Genomic DNA, 17476 nt, shown 5'->3' on the forward strand with positions numbered 1-17476 from the left:
CCTGGTTACGGAATCGAGTTTAGAAAGCTCGGGGGAAAAAATCGCCTGGTGATTCAACCACCGGACTTTTTCGCCTTGAAGCCTTGCTTGGTCAGCTCTGCCAGCAACAGCTCGACGTGGTCGCCCTGGATCTCGATAACGCCGTCTTTCAAGGCGCCACCGGTGCCACAACGCCGCTTGAGGCTGGCAGCCAGCTCTTTCAAGGGTTCGAGCGCCAACGGCACACCGCTGATGGTGGTCACCGTCTTGCCGCCGCGGCCTTTGCTTTCGCGGCGCACACGGGCAATACCGTCACCTTCGGGGATGGCTTGCTGCTTGCAGATACAGGCGTCCGCCGGCTGGCCACAGTCGGGGCAGTGCCGACCGGCATCGGTGGAATAAACGAGACCGCTCAAGGCGGAAAAGGAAGAAGCTTTCTTGGCCACTTTTGTTCCTCTTGCTGAGGACAAAAACTGGTCGATTCCGTTGCCTGGAGCCGACCGCGAAGCCCCACTCTGGCAGGGGCGGCGCTACTGACGCAAAAGCTGCGACAGCCCGAAAAGGGCGCGCAGTGTAACGATAATTGCGCCGCTTGCTAAGTACTGGATTGCGCCATTTTGCGCAGGTTTTACGACCTGACGCAGACTCCTGGCCGCAGACTAGCTCAAGCCTGCCTGATAGCGCTGCAGCGCAACCAGTGAATCCGGGCAATAAGGCAAGCGCTGACGCTCGTCGTCGACCTGCGCCAGGCTGACGAAGCGCGCCTCGCTGACCTCCTCCGGCTGCAAGCGTAACGGCCCGTCCCAGACCGCCGAAAACACGCCGCACCAGAGCCGATTGCCCGGCTGGTCAAAATAGAACCGCTCATGAAAGCGCAGTTCGACGCCGGTCACCCCGAGTTCCTCGGCCAGCTCGCGGGCCGCCGATTCGGCATAGCTCTCATCGGTCGCCACCATGCCGCCAGCGGCCACGTCCCAGTACCCCGGGTAGACCGCCTTGCTCAGGGAGCGGCGGTTGATGCAGAGCAAGCCGGCGCTGTTGAACAGCAGAATGAACGTGCAGCGGCCGATCAGCCCTGCCTCACGCAGCTGTGCACGCGGCATGGCGCCGAGCAGTTGATCATGCTCGTCGACCCAGGCGATCAGTTCGAGGTCCGAGGCCGCCCGGTGGGCAGCCTCGGCTGGGGTGATGGTCATGCTCAGCCTTGCGACAGCAGCTGACGCAGGTCGATCACTGCAGCGTTGGCGCGCGAGATGTAGTTGGCCATCACCAGCGAGTGGTTGGCCCACATGCCGAAACCGCTACCGTTGAGCACCATTGGGCTCCACAGGGCTTCCTGCGAGGCTTCCAGCTCACGAATGATCTGGCGCACGCTAACCGTGGCGTTCTTTTTGGCCAGGACGTCGGCGAAGTCCACTTCAATGGCGCGCAGCAGGTGCGACAGCGCCCAGGCCTGGCCGCGTGCTTCATAGAAGACGTTGTCGATCTGCATCCATGGTGTTTCCACCAGCTCTTCGTCAAGCTGCGGCACCTGGCCAGCCACCACGGTTTCAGTCTTCAGGGTGCTGTTCAGCTTGACCCGGCCGACACTGGCCGACAGCCGCTGCGACAGCGAACCCAGACGGGTGGCTACGTCACCCAGCCAGTTGTTCAGGTTATCGGCACGGGTATAGAAGATCGCGCCTTTGTCGCCTGCGGCCAGACGCGCCTGATAACGCTCGAGCGACTTGATGCCTTCAGAGAACTCAGACTCGCTCGATGGCAGGATCCAGCTCTTGTTGTCGAAGTTGAAGCGCGGCTCGGCCTTGGCCAGGTCGGCGTCTTCGGTCGACTGCGACTGCGAACGGGCGAAGTCCTTGCGCAGTGCCCGCGACAAGTCGCGCACCTGCACCAGCACGCCATATTCCCAGCTCGGCATGTTGTCCATCCACAGCCCAGGTGGGAAGCGGTCGTTGGAAATGTAACCGCCCGGCTTGTCGAGCAGGGTGGCGGCAACGGTTTTCAGCGTCTCGACGGTGGTGTAGCCAATGACCATCTTCTGCCCGCTGCGCTCGGCGCTGGCCTGGGCATTCTGCTGCACCGGGAACAGGTCAGGCTCCTGGCTCCAGTACCAGCCAAGGCCGATACAGACCAGCAGGTACAGCCCGATCACGACCCCAAGAGCGCGGCTCCAGAGGCCGCCAAAGTAGCTACGGGCGGCGGCGCGACGGGAGTCGGGCCGCTCACGAGGCTCGGCAGTGGCCTCACGGTTTTTCCAGTCCAGCATGGCATTGTCCTTAATCAGTCACGACGGTTCAGAGCTTGGACCTCAGGCTACGGCCAGGGTGCCACGGCAAGCCCACATCGACCCACTATAAAGCAGACACCGGCTTGCGCATAAGCGACCGGGCGGTCAGCAACTGAATAACAGGACCAGACGCAATGTTGACCTGGCACACGCGCAGCTTGCAGAAGTGGTGCTAGCATACAGCCATCATCGAAGCTGCATTCCCCCATAATAAGTAGTCAGCCATGATCCAGTCACCACAGCCCAGCCACGAGCGCGCCAAGCGCAGCAGCGATCACGTCGACGAGGTGCCGCTGCCGCCGTTGCGCAAACCGGTGTATATCCTGCTGCAGGATCATGACCGCGCCGAACGCCTGGCGCAGCAGCTGGAATTCTTTGGCCTGGGGGTGCACGCACTGGCCACTGCCGAGGCGTTCTGCGCGGCGATGCGCGAGCGCTTGCCGGCGGCGATAGTCATGGACGTCGACTTCAGCGGCCCGGGCTGTGGCCTGCTGCTGGCGGCGCAGGCCCAGCTGGGGCTGGATCAGGCTGTGCCGCTGCTGTTCTTCAGCCTGCACGAAACCGACACGCCGACGCGCCTGGCCGCCGTGCGCGCCGGTGGCCAGGCGTTCATGACCGGTACGCTGGAAGCATCGAGCCTGCTGGAAAAGGTCGAGATGCTGACCAACGCCACTCAGTACGACCCGTTTCGAGTACTGATCATCGACGACTCGCGTACCCAGGCACTGCATACCGAGCGCGTGCTCAACAGCGCCGGGATGATCACCCGCAGCCTGACCGAGCCGATCCGCGCCATGGCCGAGCTGGCTGACTTTCAGCCCGACCTGATCATCCTCGACCTCTATATGCCCGACTGTACCGGGCCGGAGCTGGCCAAGGTGATCCGCCACAATGACCGCTATGTCAGCGTGCCGATCATCTACCTGTCGGCCGAGGACGATCTCAACAAGCAGCTCGATGCCATGAGCGAAGGCGGTGATGATTTTCTGACCAAGCCGGTGCGTTCACGCCAGCTGCTGACCACGGTACGCAACCGCGCCGTGCGCGCGCGTCATCTCAAGGCGAGGATGGTCCGCGACAGCCTGACCGGTCTGTACAACCACACGCATATCCTGCAATTGCTGGAAGACTGCAGCTTCCGCGCCCGCCGCGAACAGCAGCCGCTGAGCTTTGCCATGCTCGACATCGACCACTTCAAGAAGATCAACGACCGCCACGGCCACCCCATGGGCGATCGGGTGATCAAGAGCCTGGCATTGTTCCTCAAGCAACGCCTGCGCAAGACCGATTACATCGGCCGTTACGGCGGTGAGGAATTCGCCATTGTGCTGCCCAATACGCCGCTGAGCGCGGCCTACAAGGTGCTCGACGAGATCCGCCGGCGCTTTGCCGAGATCATCTATCCGGCCCAACCCCATGACCTGCACTGCACGTTCAGCGCCGGCGTGGTGCAGTTGGATCAAGCGCACGACGCCCTGAGCATGGCCAGTGCCGCTGACGAAGCGCTGTACCGGGCCAAGCATGCCGGGCGCAACTGCGTGGTGCGGGTAGACCCCGCGTAAAAGGCGCCAGGCCCGATCAAGGCAAAAGGCCACAATTCTCCAGCGCAGCACCCTCCTCCGTCATCACCCCGTCATGAAATCGCAATAACTTCAGGCACCTACCTCTCTCCACGCTGCCGGAAGCCTGCGCCATGCGCCTGAAGTGGTTGACCAATTTCAATACCCTGTTGCTCGTTGCCGTGTGCATTGCCCTGGGCGCAACCCTGTGGTGGTCACAACGAGCGCTGGAGCGCCCCTATCTGCTGATGGAACGCTATCTGGGCTTGTCGCAGCAGTTTCAGAACCATATCGAGCGCGATACCCAGGCCTACCTGGCCAGCGGCGACGCCGTACGCCACGCCGCCGCTGTGCAGGGCAACCAGCAGTTGCAGGCAGCGCTTGCTGACTGGCCCGAAGCTCTGGCCGAGCAACTGCGCCCCAGCCTCGGCGAGTTGCAGGCATTCACCGGCAATCAGCTACTGGCCGCCGGCAAGCTGGCGGGTGATCCGCAAGCCTTGCTGCTGCAGGCCGAACGCGAACTGGGCGGCACTCTCGAACAGCTGGCTGGCTACGCCCAAGGTAGCACCAGCGAGCAGGCCCAGCGCTACCTGGCGCCCTTGCTGGACGCAGCGGTGCATTTGGGCCGTTTATCGCTGGCCCGCGACAAGCTGGTCAGCAGTGGGCGCGCCGAGCTGGCTGAAGAAGTCGAACGCGAATTGCAGCAGGTACGTGTTCAGGCCGAGCAGATTGCAGCATTGCCGCTACTGGGCGTGACCCGCGCGGCCGAGTCCGGCGCTGACGACTTCGCCGCGCTGATGGGCCTGCAAAGCCAGGCTAGCGAGCAGCGCGAAGACGTCGCCGTGGCCCTCAAGCGCGATCTGCAGAGCCTGCTCAGCCGCTATCGCGCCGAACTGCAGCGCACCCGCGAACAGATCGATCAGCGCGCAACCCTGGCCAACAGCACCCGCGAGCGGCTCGAGGCGGTGCAGCAAGCGATTGCCGGGCTGGAGCCGCAGGTACGCGCGCAACACGCCAGCATCGCCGCCGAGGTGCGCATCATTCAGGGCGTGATGATCGTCTTGATTCTGTTCATCGCGCTGCTCATCGACAGCCTCCAGCGGCGCCTGGCGGGAACCCTCGGCAGCCTTGCACCAGCACTGTCACGCTGGGCCGAGGGCGATTTTGCCCAGCCCATTTCCTTGGGCAAGACCAACCGCGAACTGCACGACATCGAAGATTCGCTCAACCACCTGCGCCAGTATCTGGTGCAACTGGTGGCGACCTTGCGCGCCAACGCCGAGCAGGTTGCTGGCAGCAGTCATGCCCTGGCCGGCATGAGCAGCGGCCTGCACCAAGGCGCCGAACGCCAGGCCGGTGACACCGCGCAGATCCGCGATGCCCTGGGCGAGCTGGAAGCGACCATTCAGCAAGTGGCAGGCGATGCCAGCGCTGCGGCCCAGGCCAGTCGCGAGGCCGGCAGTGCCGTCGAGCACGGTCAGCGGGTGATCGGCCAGAGCCTTTCCGGGCTGCGTACCTTGGTTGATGAAGTCCAGGGCAACGCGCAGATGATCGAACAACTGGCACAGGAGTCGGCGACCATCGGCGGTGTGCTCACGGTGATTCGCTCGATTGCCGAACAGACCAACCTGCTGGCGCTCAACGCCGCAATCGAAGCGGCTCGCGCCGGCGAGATGGGCCGCGGCTTTGCCGTGGTCGCCGATGAGGTGCGCTCGCTGGCGCAGCGCACAACTGGCGCTACCGGCGAAATCCAGGCATTGATCGACCGCCTGCAACTGGCCGCGCGCGACTCGGTGAATGGCATGCGCACCCAGCTCGAGCATGCCGAGGCCACTGCCAGCCAGGCGCAGACGGCAGATGGCGCTCTGGATGAAATCGTCACGGCAATCCGCACCATCGCCGACACCGCTGGGCGTATCGCCGATGTGACGGCGCAACAAACCGGCGCCGTGAGCGACATCCGCGACCACAGCGAGCGCATTCACCAACTGGGCGAAGACAACCTGCAGCGCATCGGCGAAGGCCGTGAACAAGGCGAGCAATTGCTCAAGCTGGGCGGCGAGCTGAACACTGCAGTGGCTGCATTCCGCGTTTAAACAAGGGCGCCGGGCGGGCGCCCCCAATGCCCGCCAAGTCCGCTATCATGCGCCCACGTTCGACCTCGCGAGTCCGCCATGCGCCGCCTGTTTTTCCTGCTGTTTCTGCTGCTGGCCAGCCCGGCTTTCGCCGCTGGCCTGCTCGACAACCGCCCCAGTGCCACGCTCGGTGCCTCTGCCCTGAGTAACAACAGCGACTTCCTGCCGGTGCATGAAGCGTTCAAGTTGAGCCTGGTCAGCAGTGATGCGCAGAACATCACCCTGCGTTTCGTCGCCAGCGACGGTTACTACCTCTATCGCCACCGCTTCCAGTTCCGCAGCGAGCCTGCCGATGTAGCTCTGGGCACGGCGCAGATTCCGCCCGGTGAGGCCAAGCACGACGAGTTTTTTGGTGATGTCGAGGTGTATCACGGCGTGCTCGATATCGTCGTGCCGCGACCTGCCGCTGACAACCGCGGCTTTACCCTGCTGGTGGGCTACCAGGGCTGCGCCGACAAAGGCCTGTGCTATCCGCCGGAAACCGCAAGGATTGCCATCGATGCGGCTGGTGCGGCCAGCTCGCCAAGCAGCGCGCCCGGCTGGGACTGGCAAGCGTTGCTGCTGTTCTTCCTCGCCGGTGTCGGCCTGACCTTCACCCCCTGCGTACTGCCGATGCTGCCGATCCTGTCGGGTGTGGTCTTGCGCGGTCAGGTCGGCGGCTGGCGTGGTTTCAGCCTGTCGCTGGCCTATGTACTGCCGATGGCGGTGTGCTTCGCCACCCTCGGCGCGCTGATGGGCGTGTTTGGCGCGGGGCTGAACCTGCAGGCGCGGCTGCAATCGGCCTGGGTGCTGGTGCCGTTTGCGCTGTTCTTCGTGCTGTTTGCCCTGGCCATGTTCGGCCTGTTCGAGCTGAAGCTACCGCAAGCCCTGAGCAATCGCCTGGACCGCGTGGCCAATCGCACCCAGGGCGGCTCGCTGCTCGGTGCCGCGGTGCTCGGCGTGCTCTCCAGCCTGCTGGTTTCACCCTGTGTGTCGGCGCCACTGGCCGGCGCCCTGCTGTACATCAGCGCCAGTGGTGACGCTTTGGGCGGCGCGCTGAAACTGTTCGCCCTAGGCCTGGGCATGGGCGCGCCATTGCTGCTGATCGGCACCGGCGGCGCGGCCTGGCTGCCGAAGAGCGGGCCGTGGCTGAACACCGTCAAGAATGCCATCGGCGTGCTGTTGCTGGGTCTGGCTATCGGCCTGCTCAGCCGGGTTTTGCCCGGGCCGCTGACTTTGCTCTTGATCGGCCTGCTCGCGGCGGGCGTAGCGCTGTTCCTCGGCGCCCTTGAGCTGGTGGTGAAAACGCCACGCGAGCGCCTCGCGCAATTGGCCGGCCTGGCCTTGCTGGTGTACGCCTTGGCGTGCTGGTACGGCGCCCTCAGCGGCCAGGGTGACCCACTGCGGCCACTGCCCAGCGCGGCTCCAGCCGCTGCTGCAGGCGCAGTCAGCGCCGACGCCTGGCAGACCATCACCACTCCGGCGGCGCTCGACGCAGCCTTGGCGGCGGCCTCGGCCGCCGGCCAACCGGTGCTGCTCGACTGGTACGCCGACTGGTGCATCAGCTGCAAGGTGATAGAACATGAGGTGCTCAGCGCACCGCAGGTGCAGGCGCAGTTGGGCGCCTTCAAGCTGCTGCGTTTCGACATCACCGAAAGCAATGTCGAGCAGCGCAGCCTGCTCGACCGCTATCGCTTGTTCGGCCCGCCGGCACTGCTGTTCTTTGCCGCAAACGGCAGCGAAATGAGCAGCGATCGTGTGGTTGGTGAAATAAACGCCGGCGATTTTGCACAGATCCTCACGCGCGTACGCGGCCAACTCGGGCTATAACTTCCTGCTGACTGCGCTGTTCGCAGCCTGAGGTGACCAAATTTAAACATCTGGTCACATACTTTGCGCGAATCTCGGGCAACGTGCTGGCTATTGCCGGGAACTGGACACACCTACTCGCTTTGCGGCATAGTCGCCGCGCATGTCGTATTGCCCTACAAGACCAAGGAACCCGCAGATGGCTACCCTACTGGTGCTGCACGGCCCCAACCTCAACCTGCTCGGTACCCGCGAGCCGGGTCATTACGGTGCCGCCACCCTCGCCCAGATCAACCAGGATCTGGAGCAGCGTGCCCGTGCCGCAGGCCACCATCTGCAGTACCTGCAGAGCAATGCCGAGTATGAGCTGATCGATCGGATTCACGCCGCGCGCGACGAAGGCGTCGATTTCATCCTGATCAATCCGGCTGCTTTCACCCACACCAGCGTCGCATTACGTGACGCATTGCTGGCGGTGAGCATCCCATTCATCGAAGTGCACCTGTCCAACGTGCACAAGCGTGAACCGTTCCGGCATCACTCCTACTTCTCCGATGTTGCGGTAGGGGTGATCTGCGGTCTCGGCGCCAGCGGTTATCGACTGGCCCTGGAGGCAGCTCTGGAACAGCTGGCTGCAAGCGCACAGCCCTGATGAAACAAGGCCTTGGCCCCTGCGGGCCGAGGTCATAGAGAAACGTTTTCGACACGTTTTCAATTTACGTCCCCGACCAAACCTTGGGAGTTGCTGATTAATGGATATCCGTAAAGTCAAAAAGCTGATCGAACTGCTGGAAGAGTCCGGCATCGACGAACTGGAGATCAAGGAAGGCGAAGAGTCCGTTCGCATCAGCCGTCACAGCAAGACCCCAGCTGCTCAGCAGTACTTCGCGCCACAACCGATGGCCGCCGCTCCAGTAGCTGCGCCTGCTCCGGTTGCCGCTGCCGCCCCTGCTGCCGACGCCGCGCCAGTGCTCAAAGGCACCGTGGTCCGTTCGCCAATGGTCGGTACCTTCTACCGCAAGCCATCGCCGACCTCGCCGAACTTCGCTGAAGTCGGGCAGAGCATCAAGAAAGGCGACACCCTGTGCATCGTCGAAGCGATGAAGATGATGAACCACATCGAAGCCGAAATCGGCGGTGTCATCGACGCCATCCTGGTGGAAGACGGTCAGCCGGTTGAATTCGACCAGCCGCTGTTCACCGTCGTTTGATCCTCGGAGAGCCAACGATGTCTGCGAAGCTGGAAAAAGTCCTGATCGCCAACCGTGGCGAAATCGCCCTGCGTATCCTGCGGGCCTGCAAAGAGCTCGGCATCAAGACCGTCGCTGTGCACTCCACGGCTGACCGTGAGCTGATGCACCTGGGTCTGGCGGACGAATCGGTCTGCATCGGCCCTGCGTCGTCCAAGGATTCCTACCTGCACATCCCGGCGATCATCGCTGCCGCCGAAGTGACTGGCGCTACCGCCATCCACCCAGGCTACGGCTTCCTCGCCGAGAACGCTGACTTCGCCGAGCAGGTCGAGAAGTCCGGCTTTGCCTTCATCGGCCCGAAAGCCGACACCATTCGCCTGATGGGCGACAAGGTTTCGGCCAAGGCAGCCATGATCGAAGCTGGTGTACCGACCGTACCAGGCTCCGACGGCCCACTGCCGGAAGACGAAGAAGAAGCCCTGCGCATCGGCCGTGAAGTCGGCTACCCGGTGATCATCAAAGCCGCTGGCGGCGGCGGTGGTCGCGGCATGCGCGTGGTGCACAATGAAGAAGACCTGATCGCGTCGGCCAAGCTGACCCGTACCGAAGCCGGTGCTGCGTTCGGCAACCCGATGGTCTACCTCGAGAAGTTCCTGACCAACCCACGTCACGTGGAAGTCCAGGTGCTGTCCGACGGCCAGGGCCAGGCAATCCATCTCGGCGACCGTGACTGCTCGCTGCAGCGCCGTCACCAGAAGGTTCTCGAAGAAGCGCCGGCCCCGGGCATCGACGAGCAAGCGCGTCAGGAAGTCTTCGCCCGCTGTGTCAAGGCGTGCATCGACATCGGTTACCGTGGTGCCGGCACGTTCGAGTTCCTCTACGAGAACGGCCGCTTCTACTTCATCGAAATGAACACCCGTGTTCAGGTCGAGCACCCGGTTTCGGAAATGGTCACTGGTATCGACATCGTCAAGGAGATGCTCAGCATCGCCGCTGGCAACAAGCTGTCGTTCACTCAGGATGACGTGGTGATCCGCGGCCACTCGCTGGAATGCCGGATCAACGCTGAAGACCCGCGCAAGTTCATCCCGAGCCCAGGCACCGTCAAGCACTTCCATGCTCCAGGCGGCAATGGCGTGCGGGTCGATTCGCACCTGTACAGCGGCTATTCGGTTCCGCCGAACTATGACTCGCTGATCGGCAAGCTGATCACCTACGGCAAGGATCGCGACGAAGCCATGGCGCGCATGCGCAATGCCCTCGACGAAATCGTGGTCGACGGTATCAAGACCAACATCCCGCTGCACCGCGACCTGGTGCGTGATGAAGGTTTCTGCAAAGGTGGCGTCAACATCCATTACCTCGAGCACAAACTGGCCAACCAGGATTGATCTTGAAGTGATGCGCTGAACAAACCCCGGCCCTGTGCCGGGGTTTTTTATTGCCGCTCGTGCCTCGCATGCCTCGCCACGCGCACAAACCGCACACACTGAAGTAAACTGCCCTACTTCGCGCAGCCCAGTCGCTGCCCCCACAGATTTTTTAAGGTACCCGCCATGCCCTGGCTGCAAGTACGTCTGGCCATCAGCCCGGAACAAGCCGAAACCTACGAAGATGCCCTGCTCGAAGTAGGCGCTGTCTCGGTAACCTTCATGGACGCCGAAGACCAGCCGATCTTCGAGCCGGACCTCAACACCACGCCACTGTGGTCGCACACCCACCTGCTGGCCCTGTTCGAAGCCGACGCTGAGCCTGAGCAGGTATTCGCTCACCTGCGCCTGCTGACCAACGCCGAGCTGCCCGAGCATCAGGCTGAAGTCATCGAAGACCAGGACTGGGAGCGCAGCTGGATGGACAACTTCCAGCCCATGCGTTTTGGTCAGCGTCTGTGGATCGTGCCAAGCTGGCACGCAGCCCCTGAGCCGGAAGCAGTCAACCTGCTGCTCGACCCGGGCCTGGCGTTCGGCACCGGCACCCACCCGACTACCGCGCTGTGCCTGGAGTGGCTCGACGGCCAGCAACTGGCTGACGTGCAGGTACTGGACTTCGGCTGTGGCTCGGGCATTCTGGCCATCGCTGCGCTGCTGCTGGGCGCGCGCGAAGCGGTCGGTACCGATATCGATGTGCAGGCGCTGGAAGCTTCGCGCGACAACGCCGGGCGCAACGGTATCGAAGCCGAGCGCTTCCCGCTGTACCTGCCTGAAGACATGCCGGCGATGCAGGCCGACGTGCTGGTGGCCAACATTCTGGCTGGCCCGCTGGTCTCGCTGGCGCCGCAGTTGTCGGGCCTGGTACGACCGGGCGGCCTGCTGGCGTTATCGGGGATCCTCGCCGAACAGGGTGAAGAAGTCGCCGCCGCCTATGCTGCAGACTTTGACCTGGACCCGATCGTCGTCCGCGACGGCTGGGTTCGCATCAGTGGCCGCCGTCGCTCGGCAGGCCTGAAATAATCACCTGCACAGCCCCCCGGATCGCCGCATGACCGACAGTTTCGTCACCCAGTGCCCGCATTGCCAGACCAGCTTTCGCGTCACGCATCATCAATTGAGCGTGGCCCGCGGGGTGGTTCGCTGCGGCCAGTGCCTGCAAGTGTTCAACGCCGCCAAGCAACTGCTCGAGCAAAACCGCGCAGCCATTGCCGAGACGGCGCCTGCGCCGCCGGAGCTGGCTACACCGGTCGAAGCACCAGCGCCTGCTGGGCCGGCACCGAGCCAGGACGAATGGCAGGCCAGCGCTCAGGCCTTTGACGAAATCGACCTGGACCAGGCATTAGCCAATCTGGAGCGGCGCGATCGGGCCAGCGAAGGCCAGAGCGAAGCGCGCAGCGATGCCCTGCAGGCAGTGCGCGAGGTGCACGACCCCGACGAAGACGTCGGCCGCCCGTTCGGTAACGCCACCGATGAGCCTCTGAGCGAGCCTTCTCCGCTGGTCCTCGAGCCGCCGCTGATCGAGCCCGAAGCGCTGGAGCAAGAGCCGTTTGAGCAGGAGGCCTCTGAGCACGAGCCATCGCCCCGCGAGCGCACCGAGCCAAGCATTGGCCTGGTGCTTAACCCGGACGATCAACCCAGCCGCCAGCAGCCCACGCTGGGCGCGCCGTTGACCGCAGCCGAAGCGCTGAGCCGCGAGTCTCTGGCCGCCGACGACGACCATGACACGGTTGTAAGCGGCCTGTCGGCGTTCGATGATGGCCGCCGCAAGGAAAACCTGTCAGCGCTGGACGCCCACGACGATGAACTCGAGCAGCCGCTCGATGAGCGTATCGAACCGGGCCTGAACAGCCGCGCCAACCGGCGCAAGGAGCCGCTGATCGATGTGGTCGACGACCCGCTCCAGCTGGACTGGCAAAAACCCCAGGTCAACTGGGGCAAGCGCTTGCTGTGGGGCACGCTGACCCTGCTTGCCGCCGGCTTGCTGGCCTTTCAGTACGTGTGGTTCCACTTCGACGAAATGGCCCGCCAGGACCAGTACCGGCCGTGGTTCCAGCAACTGTGCCCGACGCTGGGCTGCAAGGTGCCGACCCGGGTCGACATTGCCCGGATCAAGAGCAGCAACCTGGTGGTGCGCAGCCATCCGGACTTCAAGGGCGCCCTGATCGTCGACGCGATCATCTATAACCGCGCGCCGTTTGCCCAACCGTTCCCATTGCTGGAACTGCGCTTTGCCGACCTCAACGGCCAGTCGATTGCCAGTCGTCGCTTCAAACCCAGCGAGTACCTCTCCGGTGAATTGGCCGGGCGCGGCGAAATGCCCAGCCAGACGCCTATCCATATCGCCCTGGATATCCTCGACCCGGGCCCCAAGGCCGTCAACTACAGCCTGAGCTTCCGCTCGCCGGAGTGACAATTGCCCGCAGACGCCGGTTTACCGGCGCCTGCAGCTTGTCCAGAACTGCGAGGCATAAGGCCGCAGCTGTTCAGATTTTATCCAAATTGACCTTTATCCAGTCATCCAGAGCGGGTATTATGCCCACCCTTTTTGACCTCAATGATTCGGCCCCACAACAGGGAACACCTATGTCGGCGGTACGCATCGGCCCATATACGCTTCGCAACAACCTTATCCTTGCGCCTATGGCCGGGGTTACGGACCAGCCTTTCCGCACGCTTTGTCAGCGCTTGGGCGCAGGCATGGTGGTGTCGGAGATGGTCAGCAGCGACATGAGCCTGTGGGACAGCCGCAAGTCACGTCTGCGCCGCATCCATGAAGGTGATCCCGAGCCGCGCTCGGTACAGATCGCCGGGGGTGACGCACAGATGATGGCGGCGGCGGCCCGGGCCAATGTCGAGGCCGGCGCGCAGATCATCGACATCAACATGGGTTGCCCGGCAAAAAAAGTCTGCAACAAAGCCGCAGGCTCTGCTTTATTGAGAGATGAAGTGCTGGTCAGCGAGATCCTCGACGCCGTCATTGGCGCAGTGGATGTCCCGGTGACCCTGAAGATACGTACCGGCTGGGACCGTTCGAGCAAGAACGGCCTGAACGTGGCAAAAATTGCCGAACAGGCCGGCATCCAGGCGCTTGCGGTGCATGGCCGCACACGCGCCGACCTGTACACCGGTGAAGCCGAGTACGACACCATTGCTGCGATCAAGCAGGCAGTGTCGATCCCGGTCTTTGCCAATGGCGATATCACCTCGCCAGAAAAAGCCCGGGCGGTGCTGCATGCCACCGGTGCCGACGGCCTGCTGATTGGCCGTGCGGCCCAAGGCCGGCCGTGGATCTTCCGCGAGATCGAGCATTACCTGCAGACCGGTGAATACCTGCCGGCGCCAGGGCTGGACGAAGTTGAACGCATTTTGCTGGAGCACCTGGCCGCGCTGCATGCCTTCTACGGCGATGTAATGGGCGTACGTATCGCCCGAAAGCACGTTGGCTGGTACCTGGCAACCCGACCCGGCGGCAAGGAGTTCCGCTCCCGGTTCAACGCTTTGGATGAGACACACGCGCAATGCGCCAACGTTCGCGAGTTTTTCTCCGAATGCCGACAGAGCCTTGAAACAAAGGACGAACAAGGGGTGGCCGCATGACGATGATGACCGAGACTTTAGTGAGTGGAACAACGCCCGTGAGCGACAACGCCAACCTCAAGCAGCACCTGAATACGCCGAGCGAGGAGGGCCAGACCCTGCGAGACAGCGTCGAGAAGGCGCTGCACAACTACTTCGCCCACCTCGAAGGCGCCTCCGTCACGGACGTGTACAACCTGGTGCTCTCGGAGGTCGAGGCGCCGCTGCTCGAAAGTGTGATGAATTACGTCAAGGGCAACCAGACCAAAGCCAGCGAGATGCTCGGACTCAACCGTGGCACCCTGCGCAAGAAGCTCAAGCAGTACGATTTGCTCTAAGGCCAGAATCCCAATCAGAAAAGGCGGCTCCCGCAGGAGGCGCCTTTTTTGCTGACTCCACCGCGTTATGGAATCCGAAATGACCGACCAGACTACCCGCCTGCCGATCCGCCGCGCCCTGATCAGCGTCTCCGACAAGACCGGGATCCTCGAATTCGCTCGCGAGCTGCAACAGCTCGGCGTCGAGATCCTGTCCACCGGTGGTACCTACAAGCTGCTCAAGGACAATGGCGTCGACGCGGTGGAAGTGGCCGACTACACCGGCTTCGCTGAAATGATGGACGGCCGGGTGAAGACCCTGCATCCAAAAATCCATGGTGGCATCCTCGGTCGTCGCGGCACCGACGACGCGATCATGAACGAGCACGGCATCAAGCCAATCGACCTGGTGGCAGTCAACCTGTACCCGTTCGAAGCCACCATCGCCAAGCCTGGCTGCGACCTGCCGACCGCAATCGAGAACATCGATATCGGCGGCCCGACCATGGTTCGCTCGGCAGCCAAGAACCACAAGGACGTGGCTATCGTGGTCAACGCCGGTGACTACGGCCAGGTCCTCGAAAGCCTCAAGGCCGGTGGCCTGACCTACGCTCAGCGCTTCGACCTGATGCTCAAGGCGTTCGAGCACACCGCCGCCTACGACGGTATGATCGCCAACTACATGGGCACCGTGAACCAGGCTGCCGAGACCCTGTCGACTTCCGACCGCAGCCTGTTCCCGCGCACCTTCAACAGCCAGTTCGTCAAAGCCCAGGAAATGCGCTACGGCGAGAACCCGCACCAGAACGCGGCGTTCTACGTTGAAGCGAACAAGGGCGAAGCGAGCATCTCTACCGCCACCCAGCTGCAGGGCAAAGAGCTGTCGTTCAACAACGTGGCCGACACCGATGCCGCCCTCGAGTGCGTCAAGAGCTTCGTCAAGCCGGCCTGCGTGATCGTCAAGCACGCCAACCCGTGCGGCGTTGCCGTGGTTCCGGACAACGAAGGCGGCATTCGTCAGGCCTACGAACTGGCCTACGCCACCGACACCGAGTCGGCCTTTGGCGGCATCATCGCCTTCAACCGCGAACTGGACGGCGAGACTGCCAAGGCCATCGTCGAGCGCCAGTTCGTTGAAGTGATCATTGCGCCGAAAATCTCCCAGGCTGCCCGTGACGTAGTAGCCGCCAAGCAGAACGTGCGTCTGCTCGAGTGCGGCGAGTGGCCAGCCGAGCGCAGCGCTGGCTGGGACTTCAAGCGGGTCAACGGTGGCCTGCTGGTGCAGAGCCGCGATATCGGCATGATCAGCGCCGACGATCTGAAGATCGTTACCCAGCGCGCGCCGAGCGAGCAGGAAATTCACGACCTGATCTTCGCCTGGAAAGTAGCCAAGTTCGTCAAGTCCAACGCTATCGTCTACGCCAAGCAGCGCCAGACCATCGGTGTCGGTGCTGGCCAGATGAGCCGCGTCAACTCGGCACGCATTGCTGCAATCAAAGCCGAGCATGCTGGCCTGCAGGTACAAGGTGCGGTCATGGCCTCGGACGCGTTCTTCCCGTTCCGCGACGGTATCGACAACGCTGCCAAGGCCGGCATCACTGCAGTGATCCAGCCAGGTGGTTCGATGCGCGATGCTGAAGTGATCGCTGCTGCCGACGAAGCCGGCATCGCCATGGTGTTCACCGGCATGCGCCACTTCCGCCACTGATCGGCAATCGGCCGCACTGAAGCAGGCATCTGCTGCGTTGCGACCTCGTACCGCGAATACAGCGCGGTAGGTTCGGCCTACCGCCCAAGAGATTTCCGAGGTTTTAGACATGAAAGTTTTGATCATCGGCAACGGCGGCCGTGAACACGCCATGGCCTGGAAAGTTGCCCAGGACCCACGCGTCGAAAAAGTCTTCGTCGCCCCAGGCAACGCTGGCACCGCCACCGAAGCCAAATGCGAGAACGTCGACATCCAGGTGACCGCTCTGGAGCAGTTGGCCGATTTCGCCGAGCAGAACGTCGACCTGACCATCGTCGGCCCGGAAGCGCCACTGGTTGCCGGCGTCGTCGACCTGTTCCGCAGCCGCAAGCTCGACTGCTTTGGCCCAACCAAGGGCGCTGCCCAGCTTGAAGGCTCCAAGGCATTCACCAAGGACTTCCTGGCCCGTCACCAGATCCCTACCGCGGATTACCAGAACTTCACCGAAGTCGAGCCAGCCCTGGCCTACCTGCAAAAGGTCGGTGCGCCGATCGTGATCAAGGCCGACGGCCTTGCTGCGGGCAAAGGCGTGATCGTTGCCATGACCTTGCAGGAAGCCGAAGACGCCGTGCGCGACATGCTCGCCGGTAACGCCTTTGGTGATGCAGGTTCGCGGGTCGTCATAGAAGAGTTCCTCGACGGCGAAGAAGCCAGCTTCATCGTCATGGTCGACGGTGAAAACGTGCTGCCGATGGCGACCAGCCAGGACCACAAGCGCGTCGGCGACGGCGACAGCGGGCCGAACACCGGCGGCATGGGCGCCTACTCGCCAGCCCCGGTGGTTACCGCCGAAGTGCACCAGCGGGTGATGGACCAGGTGATCTGGCCGACCGTGCGCGGCATGGCCGCCGAAGGCAACGTCTACACCGGCTTCCTGTACGCCGGGCTGATGATCGACAAGGCCGGCAACCCCAAGGTGATCGAGTTCAACTGCCGCTTCGGCGACCCGGAAACCCAGCCAGTCATGCTGCGCCTGGAGTCGAGCCTGGTGCTGTTGATCGAAGCCGCCTTCGCCAAGGCCTTGAACAAGGTCGAAGCACAATGGGACCCGCGGCCAAGCCTGGGTGTCGTGCTGGCTGCCGGCGGTTACCCGGCCGACTACGCCAAGGGCGCTACCATTCACGGTCTCGGCGCTGCGGCCAAGCTGGAAGGCAAGGTCTTCCATGCCGGCACTGCGCTGCAGGACGGCCAGGTCGTGACCAACGGCGGCCGCGTGCTGTGCGCCACTGCCCTCGGCCAGACCGTCGCCCAGGCCCAGGAACAGGCTTACCGCCTGGCCAAGGAAGTCAGCTGGGACGGTAGCTTCTACCGCACCGACATCGGCTACCGGGCCATTGCCCGCGAGCGTGGTGAAGCGCAGTAACAGCGCTTTGGCGAATGGCCGTGACGCCCTTTGGTGCACGGCCTTCGGCTCGTCGACAGGATGCCGATGGGCCTTGCGTTCGCCTTCACCCGCCGCGCATAG

15 protein-coding genes are annotated in these 17476 nt (G+C 63.2%); 12 read left to right on the forward strand and 3 right to left on the reverse strand.

All coding sequences use genetic code 11. The annotated features are described in order from the left end of the window. Window positions 1-53: 53 nt before the first annotated feature. From ACIOAU_RS07870 to ACIOAU_RS07880, 3 genes are all read right to left on the reverse strand, one after another. Window positions 54-425 (reverse strand): translation initiation factor Sui1, encoded by a 372-nt coding sequence (locus ACIOAU_RS07870; protein ID WP_101316096.1) that lies wholly within the window; start codon window positions 423-425, stop codon window positions 54-56. 213 nt (window positions 426-638) lie between these two features. Further along, the gene (locus tag ACIOAU_RS07875) at window positions 639-1175 is read right to left on the reverse strand and encodes an NUDIX hydrolase (RefSeq protein WP_101316094.1); all 537 of its coding nucleotides are present in this window, start codon (window positions 1173-1175) and stop codon (window positions 639-641) included. A gap of 2 nt (window positions 1176-1177) precedes the next feature. Further along, on the reverse strand, window positions 1178-2245 hold the full coding sequence (locus ACIOAU_RS07880; protein WP_101316092.1) for a DUF2333 family protein: 1068 nt from the start codon (window positions 2243-2245) through the stop codon (window positions 1178-1180). A 245-nt stretch (window positions 2246-2490) separates the two neighbouring features. On the opposite strand from ACIOAU_RS07880, the gene ACIOAU_RS07885 reads away from it, so the two are divergent. The 12 genes from ACIOAU_RS07885 to purD all read left to right on the forward strand — a co-directional run bounded on the left by ACIOAU_RS07885 (window position 2491) and on the right by purD (window position 17374). Next, on the forward strand, window positions 2491-3828 hold the full coding sequence (locus tag ACIOAU_RS07885; RefSeq protein WP_101316090.1) for a diguanylate cyclase: 1338 nt from the start codon (window positions 2491-2493) through the stop codon (window positions 3826-3828). 1313 nt (window positions 3829-5141) lie between these two features. Further along, window positions 5142-5921 carry a methyl-accepting chemotaxis protein gene (locus tag ACIOAU_RS07890; protein WP_401181838.1) on the forward strand — a complete coding sequence of 260 codons (780 nt, stop codon included), beginning with the start codon at window positions 5142-5144 and terminating at the stop codon, window positions 5919-5921. 78 nt (window positions 5922-5999) lie between these two features. After that, on the forward strand, window positions 6000-7769 hold the full coding sequence (locus tag ACIOAU_RS07895; protein WP_401181204.1) for a protein-disulfide reductase DsbD: 1770 nt from the start codon (window positions 6000-6002) through the stop codon (window positions 7767-7769). A gap of 178 nt (window positions 7770-7947) precedes the next feature. Beyond that, a complete protein-coding gene (aroQ, locus tag ACIOAU_RS07900; protein ID WP_101316084.1) occupies window positions 7948-8400 on the forward strand; it encodes a type II 3-dehydroquinate dehydratase in 453 nt (150 codons plus the stop codon). Window positions 8401-8500: 100 nt separating this feature from the next. Then, window positions 8501-8959, forward strand: coding sequence for an acetyl-CoA carboxylase biotin carboxyl carrier protein (gene accB / locus ACIOAU_RS07905; protein ID WP_103435906.1), 459 nt, complete (start codon window positions 8501-8503; stop codon window positions 8957-8959). A gap of 17 nt (window positions 8960-8976) precedes the next feature. Continuing rightward, a complete protein-coding gene (gene accC / locus ACIOAU_RS07910; RefSeq protein WP_101316079.1) occupies window positions 8977-10332 on the forward strand; it encodes an acetyl-CoA carboxylase biotin carboxylase subunit in 1356 nt (451 codons plus the stop codon). A 165-nt stretch (window positions 10333-10497) separates the two neighbouring features. Then, window positions 10498-11391, forward strand: coding sequence for a 50S ribosomal protein L11 methyltransferase (prmA, locus tag ACIOAU_RS07915; RefSeq protein WP_103435904.1), 894 nt, complete (start codon window positions 10498-10500; stop codon window positions 11389-11391). 28 nt (window positions 11392-11419) lie between these two features. After that, a complete protein-coding gene (locus ACIOAU_RS07920) occupies window positions 11420-12781 on the forward strand; it encodes a DUF3426 domain-containing protein (RefSeq protein ID WP_401181209.1) in 1362 nt (453 codons plus the stop codon). A 173-nt stretch (window positions 12782-12954) separates the two neighbouring features. Beyond that, window positions 12955-13968 (forward strand): tRNA dihydrouridine synthase DusB, encoded by a 1014-nt coding sequence (dusB, locus tag ACIOAU_RS07925; protein WP_101316073.1) that lies wholly within the window; start codon window positions 12955-12957, stop codon window positions 13966-13968. Then, window positions 13965-14285, forward strand: a complete 321-nt coding sequence (gene fis / locus ACIOAU_RS07930; RefSeq protein ID WP_101316071.1) for a DNA-binding transcriptional regulator Fis — start codon at window positions 13965-13967, stop codon at window positions 14283-14285. The genes dusB and fis overlap by 4 nt, the downstream gene beginning before the upstream one ends. A gap of 79 nt (window positions 14286-14364) precedes the next feature. Further along, on the forward strand, window positions 14365-15972 hold the full coding sequence (gene purH, locus ACIOAU_RS07935; RefSeq protein ID WP_150573670.1) for a bifunctional phosphoribosylaminoimidazolecarboxamide formyltransferase/IMP cyclohydrolase: 1608 nt from the start codon (window positions 14365-14367) through the stop codon (window positions 15970-15972). A 109-nt stretch (window positions 15973-16081) separates the two neighbouring features. Next, window positions 16082-17374 (forward strand): phosphoribosylamine--glycine ligase, encoded by a 1293-nt coding sequence (gene purD, locus ACIOAU_RS07940; RefSeq protein WP_401181213.1) that lies wholly within the window; start codon window positions 16082-16084, stop codon window positions 17372-17374. Window positions 17375-17476: the final 102 nt, after the last annotated feature.

The sequence above is a fragment of the Pseudomonas sp. NPDC088322 genome (assembly GCF_044740745.1).
Lineage (GTDB): Bacteria > Pseudomonadota > Gammaproteobacteria > Pseudomonadales > Pseudomonadaceae > Aquipseudomonas > Aquipseudomonas shirazensis.